At 60.1% G+C, this 14,025-nt stretch carries 11 protein-coding genes and 1 pseudogene; 2 read left to right on the plus strand and 10 right to left on the minus strand.

The features are described 5' to 3' along the window. Positions 1–30: 30 nt before the first annotated feature. Positions 31–1,260 carry an FAD-binding domain gene (locus QY049_RS24215; RefSeq protein WP_301269989.1) on the minus strand — a complete coding sequence of 410 codons (1,230 nt, stop codon included), beginning with the start codon at positions 1,258–1,260 and terminating at the stop codon, positions 31–33. A gap of 233 nt (positions 1,261–1,493) precedes the next feature. On the opposite strand from QY049_RS24215, the gene QY049_RS24220 reads away from it, so the two are divergent. Next, positions 1,494–2,534: an AI-2E family transporter gene (locus QY049_RS24220; protein ID WP_301269990.1), complete on the plus strand. Its 1,041-nt coding sequence runs from the start codon at positions 1,494–1,496 to the stop codon at positions 2,532–2,534. Between the two features lie 1,346 nt (positions 2,535–3,880). On the opposite strand, the gene QY049_RS24230 is transcribed toward QY049_RS24220, so the two are convergent. Continuing rightward, positions 3,881–4,600 (minus strand): DUF4396 domain-containing protein, encoded by a 720-nt coding sequence (locus QY049_RS24230; RefSeq protein ID WP_301269992.1) that lies wholly within the window; start codon positions 4,598–4,600, stop codon positions 3,881–3,883. A 256-nt stretch (positions 4,601–4,856) separates the two neighbouring features. Between QY049_RS24230 and QY049_RS24235 the strand changes: the two are divergent. Continuing rightward, a pseudogene (locus QY049_RS24235) lies at positions 4,857–6,018 on the plus strand (ABC transporter substrate-binding protein). A gap of 263 nt (positions 6,019–6,281) precedes the next feature. Here QY049_RS24235 and QY049_RS24240 read toward each other — a convergent pair. From QY049_RS24240 to QY049_RS24275, 8 genes are all read right to left on the minus strand, one after another. Continuing rightward, entirely contained in the window at positions 6,282–7,061 is a 780-nt protein-coding gene (locus QY049_RS24240) for a Crp/Fnr family transcriptional regulator (RefSeq protein ID WP_301269993.1), read from the minus strand. Between the two features lie 101 nt (positions 7,062–7,162). After that, positions 7,163–8,962, minus strand: coding sequence for a glycoside hydrolase family 15 protein (locus tag QY049_RS24245; protein ID WP_301269994.1), 1,800 nt, complete (start codon positions 8,960–8,962; stop codon positions 7,163–7,165). Beyond that, positions 8,955–10,028, minus strand: coding sequence for an SDR family oxidoreductase (locus QY049_RS24250; RefSeq protein ID WP_301269995.1), 1,074 nt, complete (start codon positions 10,026–10,028; stop codon positions 8,955–8,957). Before QY049_RS24250 ends, QY049_RS24245 begins: the two co-directional genes overlap by 8 nt. Positions 10,029–10,040: 12 nt before the next feature. Further along, complete coding sequence (locus QY049_RS24255; RefSeq protein WP_194403727.1) at positions 10,041–10,427, minus strand: sensory rhodopsin transducer; 387 nt, start codon at positions 10,425–10,427, stop codon at positions 10,041–10,043. Then, positions 10,424–10,864 (minus strand): PPC domain-containing DNA-binding protein, encoded by a 441-nt coding sequence (locus QY049_RS24260; protein WP_301269996.1) that lies wholly within the window; start codon positions 10,862–10,864, stop codon positions 10,424–10,426. The genes QY049_RS24255 and QY049_RS24260 overlap by 4 nt, the downstream gene beginning before the upstream one ends. A 10-nt stretch (positions 10,865–10,874) precedes the next feature. Next, positions 10,875–12,530, minus strand: a complete 1,656-nt coding sequence (locus tag QY049_RS24265; protein ID WP_301269997.1) for a GMC family oxidoreductase — start codon at positions 12,528–12,530, stop codon at positions 10,875–10,877. Continuing rightward, positions 12,520–13,188: a gluconate 2-dehydrogenase subunit 3 family protein gene (locus tag QY049_RS24270; RefSeq protein WP_301269998.1), complete on the minus strand. Its 669-nt coding sequence runs from the start codon at positions 13,186–13,188 to the stop codon at positions 12,520–12,522. The genes QY049_RS24265 and QY049_RS24270 overlap by 11 nt, the downstream gene beginning before the upstream one ends. Beyond that, complete coding sequence (locus tag QY049_RS24275) at positions 13,181–13,954, minus strand: hypothetical protein (protein WP_301269999.1); 774 nt, start codon at positions 13,952–13,954, stop codon at positions 13,181–13,183. The genes QY049_RS24270 and QY049_RS24275 overlap by 8 nt, the downstream gene beginning before the upstream one ends. Positions 13,955–14,025 lie beyond the last annotated feature (71 nt).

A 14,025-nucleotide genomic window follows, 5' to 3' on the forward strand; every position in this document is an offset into this window, starting at 1 on the left:
TAATTCGGTCGCAGCGCGGCCGCTGTAGTTCTAAATGCTGATAGTTGGGTCTCTGTGTTGGGCGCGCCTCTGGTGCTCGGGCCAGCGATAGCTGGGGAGCTCCAGCTCGTCGGCGATGTCTCTTCCGATTGCCAATCTTGCCAACCCGGGTACGGAGAAACTCCGGACCACGAGGTTGCGAAAGGTTATCCCCAAAGGCGTCCGCGGCGCCAGCGCTCCGGCAAAGCGTTGGGCGCCACGCTGCTTTCGTTCGATATAGCCCCGCATCAGGGTCTCGTAACGAGCAAAGGCCTCGGTATATCGGTCACCGGCGGCGGCGAGTTCGCCGGCCAACACATAGGCTGAAATCATCGCCAACGCCGACCCCTGGCCTGCCAGCAGCGATACGCAGAAGGCGGCATCGCCGATGAGAGCCACCCGCCCTCGTGACCAATTCGGCATCCGTATCTGACTGACGGCGTCGAAGTAGAGCTCGCCGGGGCGCTCGAGTTCGGCGAGCATCCGATCGCACTCCCAGCCATCTTCGCCATAGATTCTTCGCAGTAACATCTTCTGCGCCTCCGGCGCTTCCGGCAACGTGGTACGATCGGCAGCGAACACGAGAAGAAACAGAGTCCGATCGTCCCGCAGCGTGAAGCGGCCGATCATCCGTCCCGGTTGGCCGTAGATCAAATAGACGTCTTCGTCACGCGGTCGATAACCGCGAGCCTCAAAGGCCGCCACCACATAGCCCAAATGGCGCTCGAACCTCGTCTCTGGTCCAAAGACGAGCTTGCACACCGCCGAATGCAGTCCGTCGGCGCCAATGAGAAGATCGAACCTGCGCTTGCCACCATGCTTCAGCAGGACCTCGACGCAATCGAGTTTCTCTTCAACGAGCGTGATCTCGTCTCCGAAAATGGCTTCAACGCGCCCGTCGATCCGCTCATACAGCAGATGCGAGAGGCGACTGCGCTGAAGGGTGATGTATTGTCCGCCTGTCAATTCGGCGAAGACGGCGGCGCGAAAGCCCGCCAGCTGATGGCCGGCTTCATCCACGATCCTCAACTCGTGGACGTGGTAGCCGTCGCGATTGATTTCCGCAAGCAATCCCATCCGCTCGGCAATGGTGTAGCCCAGCCCCCAGAAGTCGATGACATAGCCCCCGCTGCGCAGAGCAAGTGCCCGCTCAAGGAGCGTTGGTTCAAAGCCCGCCTCCCTCAGCGAATAGGCCAGGGTCGGCCCTGCGACCCCAACGCCTGAGATTAGAACACGCCTCATGCGCTCTCCTTATGACTCAATCAGCCATTTCAACGCTCAGTTGGGCCCCCGGCCGGGCCTGGGGCTCCAAGTTTTGCGTCACGGCAAGAACAAGTGAGGGAGCCACGGAGTAGTATTAGGAAGTAGCCAGCTCAGTCTGAGGGTGGCGCCGGCTTTCGTGGATATTTGACTACTCGCCTGTGCACCAAGGGAGAAGCCGAGTTTGGACCGTGACCAATGCGGTGAGGAGAGCAATGGAAGGCAAATTGACAGCTCACGTCCGACATATTGAGCGCACCCTCCGAGTAAGCGCGATCGGCCTCTTTCTCGCTGCGTCAATCTGGTTGCTCCGTGACATTCTCTTGCTCACGTTCAGCGCCGTCGTCATTGCTTGCGTTTTACGCGGAGCAAGCAACGCGGTGCAGCGCGCATTGCGTCTGGATCATTACACTTCCCTGCTTTGCGTCATTATCATCACTTGTCTCGTTCTCGGTGCACTGCTCTGGTGGCGCGGGAGCGCTATATTCGCTCAAGCCGACGAAATCGGTCAGCAACTGAGAACTCAGCTGGAGAGAGTATGGAGGGAGCTGGAAGATAGCTCATGGGGCTCGATCTTTGCTCAACAGCTACAAATAGCCGGAAAGTCTCTGCGAGCCGGCCTGACTGGCTACGTCCCGGGTGTCATCGGCTCGGTTCTAGGTATCGGCGGCACTCTTGTCGTTGTGGGGGCGACGGCAATATTCCTGGCTGCATCGCCGCAATTGTACCTTGAAGGCGCGTTGCGTCTGCTTCCTGTCACTTGGCGGCCTCGTGGCCGGGAAGTTGCTCGGGAGCTTGGTTCTACGCTCAGGCTTTGGTTTCTCGGGCAATTAATCGACATGGTGATCGTGGGACTTCTTCTTGGCTTGGGTCTTTTCCTTATCGGCTCGCCACTGGCGCTTTCATTGGCTCTGCTCGCCGGGCTGCTGAACTTCGTGCCTTACATCGGAGCGCTCGCTGGCGCCTTACCGGCGATCCTCGTCGCTCTGGCTCAGTCTCCCACCTTAGCGGCATGGGTCGCTCTAATGTTCTTGTCGATCCAGCTCATCGAGGGAAATGTCATCGCACCTTGGATTCAGAAAAGGACGCTCTCTCTCCCGCCGGTACTCACGATACTTTCCCAGACGGTCCTGGGGACGCTTTTTGGTCTGATCGGATTGATCGTGGCCACGCCTTTGATGGCCGTCTTGCTTGTTGCCGTCCGCATGATCTATGTCGAGGCCTTCTTGGAGCGCGAGAGTAAGCAGGTCACCTGATCAAGAACACCTTCAAACCGTGCGAGCGGTATTGTAGTTGGTACGGTGTCGTACACTCCCCAATCTGCCATCGGCGATCGGCGCGACATAGTGTCCGCGGCTCTTGACTCTAGAAACCGAGATCGAAGGCTGAGGTTGAGACCGCACTCTGAAATCACAGGAGCCACAGATGCGGAGACTCACACTTGCCCTTTCTCTCACCGGTTTGATCGCGATCTCTCCACTCTGCAGTACGCAGGCCGCACCATTGACAGCGCTCTCGGCAGCGGCGCGCTCGCCGGAGCACACGTCGGCGGAGCAGGACAATGTCACGCAGGTGCGCTGGCGTGGCGGCTGGGGGATCGGCGCGGGATTATTTGCTGGAGCGTTAATCGGCTCCGCCATTGCTGGCCCCTACTATTATGAGCCGCCATACTACGGCTACGGCTATGCGTACCGCCCATACGGATATGGTGGATACTATCCAGCGTACGCCTATACGCCTTACTGGGGCAGATACGGCTGGGGCCCCCGACCGTACGCCTGGGGACCGCGCCCTTGGCGTTACAGCTACGGCTGGTCCGCTCCGAGCCCGCGGGAATATACGGTCCGGCGCGTACACCCATGGCGTCACAGCTACGGCTGGGCTCCAAGATCCCATCGCCATCATCATCACGGTGTAATCCGCGCGCATCATCGGTGGTAACTCGCCGATCTCGCGGCAAGGTGCCCGGCGCTCAACGCCAGATGTGCGCCGGGCTGGCCGCGCTTCCGAAATATGTTCAATGCCCTCACCGGCCCGGGCCGGCAGTGTTGGAGAGCGCAAAGGCGGCCAAAAGTCGGACGACAACCGGCACTGCCGTAAGTTTTCGGATCGCCTTGGACAGATTCATGTAGCATCGTGTCGACTACCATCGTCGACGATGCGCCAGCTCCAACGGCGTTCTTCGCTACACCGCCTGGCGATTCTCCAGCAAGAAACGCCGCTCCCATCATCGCCCCAACGCCCGAGAGTTCCGCAATAGCGCTCCACAATCCGAAAATACATGCGGCCGATCTTCCGACCGCACGCATACCGAGCGCATTCGACAGCCCTTCAGGACGTTCGAGAGAAACTAGCAGCGAGCATGGCAATGCTGAGCAGCCCAAGGCCGAGTACCGCTGCACCGACCATCAGCGACGAGGCACCTAGCCATCCCCCAAAAGGCCCGTGTGAAAGCTAATGCCATCGACAAACAAGCCCCTAATTTTTCGGAGCTAAATGTAATCGCGAGAATATGCTGCAGCAGACCACAAGAAAGCGGTCGGCGAACTTTCGGCCAAGGGTTCGGTTGCGCTCCGTAACACGTGCGCGGAGTTCACCAATCCTACATTCGCTCTTTGACGCCGGCTTCTATCAGGTACCAATTCACAGGATAACTCGTGAGAAATCCCGCGATCATCGCGATCTGCATCATGAACCAGAACTCTGGCATTGACGGCTCCAGCCTTACACTGAAGACATTCCTGAAGATCACGAACTGCGCAATCGCCATGAAGCCGTACATGCCGACTTGCCATGCGGTCAGGGACAACGTGTCTGCCTTCACGGCTTGAGCAATCCCCGCCATCGGCGACAAGTTGCGCATTGGTTTGATGGTGAAATATTGAAAAGCGACGCCGAGCAAGAAAGCGAAGAGATAGTCTACGATCCAGACCGCAAACATTTTGTCTGAGAACAGGGTTTTCCAACCAGCCCAAATCGCAATGATTGGAAATGCGAGCGCGAGACTTTCAGCGATAATGTCCCCTAGAGCACATCCGGCTCCACAGTGCATGGCACCTTTGGCGACCATGACAGGAAATGGGGTGGCCTTTTTTCCGTTTGATGGCTTGACCTTAGTCGCATCGCGTGCCGCGAGGCGCCCAAACCTGTAGTACAGCCACAAGGTCAGTACGGTGCCGAACAGACCGTTGACCGGCCAGACAAGATTCATGATCCACATCCGCTGCGGATGGCGCATTGTGTCGATCGCGATGAAAATCGCGCATGCAAATCCGAGGACCAAACAACCGAGCGCGAGAACGTGGAGCCAGTGCGGGACCATAACGACATCTCCCTTTGGAGAAGCAAACGACCTCCATTTCAATTCGTTCAATGCAACTGGGCGCCGCAGCAGCATCTCCGCGAACAGTTGAGGGGCATCCGCCTCGGCGGCCGCCCAAAATCGGTTGGCTTTCGCGACATGCGGGTCGGACTGGCCGGGCGGCCTAGCGATCTTGCGTCATCAAAATGCAGGGGTCATTCGAAGGAGTGTAACAGATGATTACTACCACCATGCGCTCATTTCCCTCGCCGCCTCGATGGGATTCGCCGAGGCGGCTGATAAGAACTACGACACGGGCGCGACTGACGCGGAGATTAAAATAGGCAACATCATGCCCTATAGCGGACCAGCCTCTGCCTATGGAATTATCGGGCGTGTTGAAGCTGCCTATTTCCGTAAGGTGAACGACGAGGGTGGCATCAATGGCAGAAAATCGACTTTATCTCGTACGACGACTCCTACAGCCCACCAAAGACGGTTGAGCAGGTGCGCAAGCTAGTCGAAAGCGACGGCGTACTGCTGATCTTCAATTCACTTGGTACGCCGACGAACAGCGCTATCCAACACTACATGAATCAAAAGGAGGTTCCGCAACTCTTCGTAGCAACGGGAGCAACAAAATGGGCAAATCCTGAGCATTTCCCTTGGACCATGGGTTGGCAGCCGAGCTATCAGACTGAGGCCCGCATCTACGCTCGATACATCATGCAGCAAAAGCCTGGCGCGAAGATCGCCGTGCTCTATCAGAACGATGACTACGGCAAGGACTACTTGAAGGGGCTAAGCGACGGTTTGGGAAATAAGTCAGGCATGATCGTTGCGAAGGACAGCTACGAGGTGTCTGAGCCGACGATTTCGTCGCATATCGTCAATCTGAAAGCGAGCGGTGCAGATACGCTTTTTGTGATCGCAACGCCCAAATTCGCCCCGCAGTCGATCAAAGAGGTGCGTCAACTCAAATGGGATCCCTTATTTATTCTGAACAATCTAAGCGCCTCCGTCGGCTCTGTTCTCAAGCCAGCTGGTCTGGAGAATGCCAAGGGCCTCATTTCGGCGGCCTACATGAAAGACGAGACCGATCCGAAATGGTTGAACCAGCCCGACTCGAAGGCTTGGGCCGCATTCCTCGACAAGCACATGCCAGAAGCTAACAAGACGGATGCCGGAGCGACCGTTGGATATAGTTGCGCGTACGCTCGTTCACGTGCTCAAGGCTTGCGGAGACGATCTCACCCGTAAGAACGTCATGAAAAGCAGCAAATCTCAAGAGTTTCGATCCCGGCCTGCTTTTGCGCGGAATAACAATCAGCACCAGCGCGTCCGATTTCGCCCCCGTTCAGCAACTTCAACTCATGAAGTTCAATGGTAAGTCGTGGGAGTTGTTCGGTCCCGTGATGAATGGCAGCACGGGCTCGTAGGCTCTCTCAAAATGGGCGGCCTCCTGTTGTTCTGGAGGGGGTCGCACCGTTCTAACGAAAGGCGTCTGGCAAGTTCGAGACCCGCAGACGGTACATGCAAAGCGACACCGAGGCCGGTGTTTGGTACGACAACCGGCTCTTCCAATTGAGACTTCTTTTTCTCTTTTGGAAGTCGTGGTTGCCGTCAGCTGGCAGGAATGGGCATCAAGCCAGCTCCCTTGCCGTGGAACGCGGTTCGTCAGGCCCAACCAGCAATATGATCTTTACTCTTGCAGGCAACGGCCGATCTGCCGATCATACTCGCGCTGTATCAATCCAGAACACGAACATGCCAGCTGCTCCAGCTGACCCCGGTCGACCAGAGTTATGGCGGCCCGTGTATTGCGGATGATCCCAGCCTGTTCGAATGTTTCGACGCACTCACTGACACTGGCACGACGTATCCCGAGCAATTGAGCTAAGACGGCATGCGTGATCGGCAATTCGCTGGAGTCCATCGCGTTTGCCGCAACGAGAAGCCAGCGGGCAAGTCGCTGCTTCACCGAATGGAGCGAATTGCAGGCCCCCACTTGCGCCGTCTGAAACAAGACAAGGTTGATGTAACGAAGGATCATGCCGCGAAGAACCACAAGGTCGGTAAGGGCTGCGTGGAAAGCGGCCACGGGAATTCGCAGCGCCGTTCCGCCCACCTGAACGACGCGGCGGTGCGGCGGCGTGGGATCGTCCGGCGCCAGCACGGAAGGGGCCCCGATCATGCCCTCGGAGCCGACCAACCACGCCTCGACAAAGCGACTGGACTCGACTTTGGCGGAGACTGACACGAGCCCATTTGCGAGGAAATAGACGTGCTCCATCGGCAACCGCCAATGATGAAGGACCTGACGGGGCTTCAGCTCGATGTCTGTCCCAATCGAGCGAAGCGCAGTCAGCTCCGAGCTTGGAATGCAACGCAACAGCTTGTTCGATGCAGCCACGGTCGGCCCGAGGCCTTTAAGGGCAATCGACCGCAGAGGAAGAGGGCTCTTCGCCTGACCATCCAGCATTGGTGGTGTTTCTCGGCAATCCCGGGGACCGACTGGAACCGCTCCCGGCTCTGGGGAGACTACGCGGTCGGACCGCCGCGGTTCCTCTTTAACACGTACGACTATTTTCCATGTCCATCACCCCGGTTCGAAGCCTTGTCCTCGAATCGAAGAGCGGCGCGGACCAACGCCAGATGGCTCAATCCCTGGGGAAAATTGCCAGCAAGCCGTCGATCCCGGACGTTGAACTCCTCGGCCAAAAGTCCCAAGTCACTGCGGGCTCGCAAGAGATGCTCGAAGGTCCTTTCAGCTTCTGCGCGTCTTCCCTGCATGAGCTGGCATTCCGTAAGCCATCCGCTGCACGCAAGGAATGCACCCTGACGGATTGCGCTTGACGACCGACGGTGGACATAACCCTCGTGGACCAGTTCGCGTTCTATCGCGGCGATCGTCCTTGCGACGCGCTCGTCCGTGACAGGCAAAAATCCCACCAAAGGGAGCTTCAGCAAGCTCGGATCCAGTCCATCAGACCCGTAGTATTCCACAAACGTCCTCCGTCCGGGGGCAAATCCCTTCTCACATATTTCACCATGCATTCGGCTCCGCAGTCCGGTCATCCGCTCAAGGAACGAGTCGTCCGCCGTCTGGTGAAGATCACGGCGGCGAACGAACCGATCCACCGCGGCCCAGGCAGAGACCTTAGAATAGGTGTAGTGCTGTGGCTCCCCTCTCACTTCCCACAGGCCATGGCCCGGCTCATTCCAGACCCGCTCGACGTGAGCAATTACGGAAGCGAGCAGATCGGCTTCACGTTCGGTCGGCGCTACGCCCGCTTTCGCTGCGGCAGCCACGCAATCCAGGAGTTCGCCGTAGATGTCGACCTGTCGCTGCGCCGCGGCGGCGTTTCCAATTCGCACCGGCTTCGCGCCTCTGAACCCCGGCAGCCAGGATGCGGTCCATTCCTCCAAGCGACGCGAGCCGTCGACCCGGTACATGATCCTGATCTTGTCAGGTTCGCCACCTGCAGCGCGGAGAAGCCAATCGCGGAACGCCTTAGCTTCATCGAGATAGCCGGCGTCAAGTAGGGCCGTCGCCGAGAACGCCGCATCGCGCAGCCAGCAATAGCGGTAGTCCCAATTCAGATCCTCGGCCGGGGCCTCGGGAAGCGACGTGGTCGGAGCGGCAATCATGCCGCCTGTCGCGCGAAAGATCATCGCCTTGAGTGTCAGAAGGGAGCGCCTCACGGCCTCGGGCCACCGCGTTTGGATCGAGAACTTCGCAATCCAATTGAGCCAATATTCCTCCGTCTTGCGCAGAGCTGCCGCGGCGGCAAGCGGCGGAGGCGGCGCACCCGTTGCGCTGCCGTATCGGAGACAAAATGCGATCTCCTCCCCTTCACTCACCTCCACTTCCGATACGATGCAGGAGCCCTGCTGCGAGAGCTGTGCCGGTGCATGCAGAACGACAAGATCCGGTCCCACGAAGGCGACGGCCTGTTGTCGATCGATCTCAACTGCAGGTCTCAAGGATCCATAGTCGAATCGTAGATCCAGCTCGCTGCGCAACTTCACCTTTCCCGCAAGGCCCTGAACGATCCGCATCAAGGTGGAAGCATTGTTCTCAATCGGCATGAAATCGATCAGACGGATACGACCTGTCGTCAATTCAAACTCCGTCTCGAGGATGAGCGTATCCGTGCGATAGCGGCGACGCGATGAAGTGCCGGCTTCGACCGGCTCGAGCTTCCAACAACCGTGCGCGTCCGTGCCGAGCAAGGCGGCAAGGCAGGCGTCCGAATCGAAGCGAGGCCAACAAAGCCACTCGATCGAACCGTCGCGATGCACGAGGGCAGCCGTCTGGCCGTCTCCAATCAGGCCATAATCCTCGATGGATTTCGTCGGCACTGGGAATCTCTCATCCAAGTCGCGCACCGCGTTGACGTCGACGATGTCCGCTGCTCGTGCTTCGAGACGCCCGTGCAGCCACCACCGCCAACGCAGCTGTTCCCAACAGCGCCATGACCGGAGCAATCCGCAGCATGCTTGCCGGTCCGGCAAAAGCGCTATCGACCGCCTCCGAAGCGAAGCTCCCCCTGGTGCGATGAAGGCCGCGTACGGGTTGATCGAGGTTGTCCCGCCGGCTTGGATCGATCGGGCGATCCGTCTGTTGGCCGCTGATACAGGTTCGTGCGAGATAGCGATCCAGCAGCCCCGGCAAGATCATGTTGCCTAGAATAACCTTTAGGGTGCTGAAACCGATCCAATACTCCCTCGCCGGCCTTTGAGCTGCACCGTACACAGTATTCGCGATGACCTCGGGCTCGACCACGGGTGCCACCGGCCTCGGCGTCCGCGGCATATGCGCCCTCGCCCAATCGAATTGCGGTGTGTTGACCGCCGGCAGCTGGAGCATCATCAAATCGATCCTGCTCTCCTCGTGCCTCAGCTCGCTTCGCAGCGAATCCGTGAAACCGCGAATGGCGTGCTTGGCCCCGCAATAGGCCGACTGGAGTGGAATGCCGCGGTAGGCCAGCGCCGATCCGATCTGGATGATCGTGCCCCTGTTCGCGGGCCGCATGTGGCGCAGAGCCGCCATCGTTCCGTGCACGAATCCGAGATAGGTGACCTCAGTGACACGGCGGAATTCATCGGGCGTCATGCGCCACACAGGAGAGAACACCGTCACCATCGCGTCGTTGATCCAGACGTCGATCGGACCCAGCGTCGATGCGATGCGGTCCGCGGCCGCAAAGACGGCGCCGGCATCCGCCACATCCAGAGGCATCACAATCGCCCGTCCTCCGACGTCCTCGATCTCGCGCCGCACATCCTCGAGGGCTTCCGCATCTCGGGCGATCAGACCGATGGAGTAACCGGCGCGGCCGAAACGATGGGCGATGGCCCGGCCAACCCCAGCGGATGCCCCTGTGACCACGACAACCGGGCGGGGACGGACCGGCCCCTCATGCAAGCTCGCTTCGCCATTCATTAGGACATCTCCTCACTCCGGTACTGCCGGGTAGGCAATGGTCGACAGCAGCGCCATTGCTGGCTGGCGCGAGTCGAGCCTGGTATGCTGAACGATCACCGGCTCGCTCGCCTCGATAATTGAAGCGTAACTCGTGTCGCGCGGAACCGGAGCGGGGTCGGTCAGATCATTGAAGCGGAGATGCAGAGTGCGCTTGGCCGGCACCTTCACCCGGTAGGGGCCGACCGGAGCCCTGTTCTCGAAGAACAGCGTAATCCGAACGTCCGCGTCGCGATCGCCCGTGTTCAGGAAGCACGCCGCCTCATGCGACACAAGATCGTGCGCGTCGCTGACGCTGTCGCTTGGGATATAGCCTTCCGGGATGGCCCACATTGTGCGACCGATGCTCTGCATTGTCATCGCTCCAGCTTGATCAACGCCAGCCCCGTCACGGGATCGTGCGCCTTCTGAAGATGCGCGGGATTTTCGGTTACGATCACCTCGAGAGTGGGGCGCACCCGAGCCGATCCAAGGTGGCCGGCGAGAGCGGTGCCGTCGCGCCGCCCGACAACGAGATGGATGTGCACGGAAGGTTCGCCCGACGGCGAAACCGCGATATCGCCGACGAGCGAAGCGACCTCCACCTGTTCGTCCACGCGGTTCTCGAGGTATGTCTTTTTCTCCCAATCGAAGTATTTCAGCACCAGCCCGCTGAAGGCTCCGATGCCGGTGATTTGGGCTGCGGAGATCCGCTGCGCCGCCGCAAAGGACTTGAGGCTTTCCATCGCCTCGTCGCCGCTGTCGAGGATGACTGCAAAGGTTCGCTGCGCGCTGTCGTTGAGGAGCTTGTGCCTCATCGGTATCCTCCTAATTCAATCTGATCTCTCCCACTCGGGACAGAGCCCGAATTCGATCCGCCGTGCGGCAAGCAATCGCCTGAATTGTCAGGGACGGATTCGCGCCGCCCACGGTCGGAAACACGGAGCCGTCGCAAATCCAGAGATTAGGGATGTCCCAGCTGCGGCAGTCCGCATTGACGACGCTGTTGTCCGGCCGATCGCCCATCCGGGCCGTACCGTTGAGATGACAGGTGTCGTCCTCCTGCACCCACAAGTCTTTTGCACCGATCGCGCCCAGAGCCCGGCTCATGAAGGCGACGGAGTGATCAATCAGGCGCTTGTCGTTGTCGCACCAGGAGTAGGTCACGCGCGGAATTCTCAGCCCGTATTGATCGACTTCGTCGGCCAACGTGACGCGGTTGCTTTCCTGAGGCAGCATCTCCCCAACAATCTTCAAGCCCACGACGTGGTTATAACGCTTCATCGCCTCGACCAGTCGCGTCCCCCACAAACCATGCGCCGTCGCCTGCGTATTGGCCCATAGCTGCGGAAGGGGGCCCTGGCTCATGTAAGCGTAGCCACCAAAGAAATCCTTGCCCTCATCCTCGTAATTCCAGTGCTCGGTGATGGCGAGGGACGGAGGTCCCTTGTACGAGCGGACCTCCTCGTCCATCTCGCCCCACACCGCCTGGTTTGCCTGTGCCATGAGATTCTTGCCGACAAGTCCGGACCTGTTTGCCAGGCCATCCGGAAACTTGTCGGTCGCCGAATTCAGCAGGAGCCTCGGTGTTTCGATCGCGTAGCCGGCCACCACCACGTTGCGCGCCTTCTGAAAGCGCCACTGGTTCTGGCGGTGATAGTGAACACCGACGGCGAGGCCATTCGCGTCGGTCTCGATCCGGCCGACCATGGCGAGATCCCGGATCTCGGCGCCGGCAGACAGAGCACGCGGAATCCAAGTCACGAGCGCGCTTTGCTTGGCATTCGTCGAACAACCGGTCACGCACAAGCCGCGATAGACGCAAGGATGTGCGAGGCCGCGCGGCGCAGAGAGGGTTGCGAGCGGCGTCTCGGTCCAGCCGATACCAAGGGCGTCGCAGCCGCGCGCGAGCGCGCGGGCAGCAGCATTGAGCGGATGGGCGCGATAAGGATAGCGCGGACGCGGCGGTCCCCAGGGGTAGTTGACAGGGCCGGAGATTTTGAGGGCCTGCTCGACTTCCGTGTAGTAAGCCCACATCTCGCGCCAATCGATCGGCCAATCCGCACCGTAGCCAAGTTTGGTCCTGGCTTTGAACCATTCCGGCCGGAACCGGAGCGATACCATTGCGAAATGCACCGTCGAGCCTCCGACGGCCTTCCCGCTGTTGTTGCTTCCAAGCTGCAAGGGATTGTCACCATCGACAATACGGTCGTCTGTCCAATAAAGCTTGGTCTGCTCGGACTCGTCGGAGGCGAAATCCTCAAGGGGCCGGAAGTAAGGGCCGGCATCGAGGGCCACCACCGAGAATCCGTATTCGGCCAGCTTGCAGGCGAGCGTCGCGCCGCCGGCCCCGGTTCCGACGATCACGAAGTCGACCTTTTCTTGATAGGCGTATTGCTTCATGCTGACCCAGCCGCCGGGCCGGAACACGTCCGGTGCGCGGCCGTCGCGGGCACGGGGACTATGCCGGGGATCATCGGACATTGCGATTGATCCTCAGAGCGTCAGCCTCCCGGCCTGGCTTGGCTTCGGCCGCCTCCCAGGGATCGCGATCATTGAAATCGAGGCGGACGTAGCCGCGCGGGCTGGCGGGGCCGCCCCACCCCACTTCGCTCCAGGCCATCGGATGGGAATAGTAGGCAAGAACGATGTCGCGTAGCAGACGATGTTTGAAGAACGTCCGCGACGGCATGCCCGACCACGCGGGCGACTTCAATTCGTCCGCCTCGCAGCGCCTTAGAAGATCGTCCTGATAGGACCCGGCGATTGCTGCGAAGCCACGGTCGTGGCGGGCTCTGGCCTCGGCATCAAGGGCCCTCAGTCCCCTTCGCCAAGCTTCCCCGTCGCGCGGCAGGCCAGCTGCGCGATAGCCGTCCAAGACGCCCCCCTGCAGCTTCTGATCGAGCAGCGCAGCAACTGGAACAGGCGATCTCGACGCAGGTTGCGGCACGATGCGATCGGCGACAGCCGTGAGGATTTCGAACTCGTCCGCGGTCAGAAATTGCGGCTCGCCAGCTGCTTTCAAACGGGCCGCAATCACCTCCCTGGTCTTGTCGTTCCAGGATGGGCTCCGCCATTTCGCGAGGACGTCATAACCAGGGTATGGGTCGCCTGCAGCCCGCTTGCTCTTCCGCTCAAGCATCGCATGCCTCCTTCATCAGCTCGAGCGCGGCGAGCCCGGCCAATGCGAGACCTGCGAAACTTGGCGGCGCCGGCAGCGGCGGTCCATTGAGAATATTCTGGCTCCAGTTGCGCCAACCGCCCATGTTTCGCGAGATCCCGTATGCGTGAAAGCCGACCCCCGCAAAGCCCATCCCGGTGAGCAACCGCATCCACCATCGCGCGAGGCGGCGTGCCCGTCGTTCGCCGTTCAACGCGGCACCAGCGAGCAGGCCGGCCCCGATGGGCGGAAGAGTGATGGGAAGAGTCATAAAGGGGTTGTGAAAGGCTCCGCGAAAATGGAGCAGCCCAGCTTCTCCAGTCGTCCCGAGCAGCCCCAGTGCCGTGACCGTCGCGATCATCTCGCCGGCCGGCAGGTTGAAGACCCGATGCGGGCGGCGGCGTCCATTGGAGCGCACCCGTTCCGCGCAAAAGCCCAGCAACCCCGAGAGCAGAATGGCCATGGGTGCGCCGAGGGGAGCACCGTAAAAGAGGTTCTGCCAGCTCCACCCACCCACCTTCTTCGTCACGTTATAAACGTGAAAGCCTGTCCCAAGCAGGCCGGTGGCAGCTGCCAACAAGTACGACGTATCACGCGCTTGATGCGCGACCGGGCGCCTGTCTGCCGTGCCGTGCAGGCTCATTGTCAGCGTCAGCCCGGCGACCACGAGCGGGATGAGCATGGCCTTGTTCTTGAACGAACCCCGGTAATGCTCTACGGCGCTGTCGGCGAGCACCGACGCAGCCAAGGTGCCTGCCGCTCGATTGAGCCTTCGAGCCACAAGAACGGTCTCGGCCTCGCGCTGGCCTAAGCGGGAAA

It is taken from the genome of Bradyrhizobium sp. WYCCWR 13022 (genome assembly GCF_030435535.1).
GTDB lineage: Bacteria > Pseudomonadota > Alphaproteobacteria > Rhizobiales > Xanthobacteraceae > Bradyrhizobium.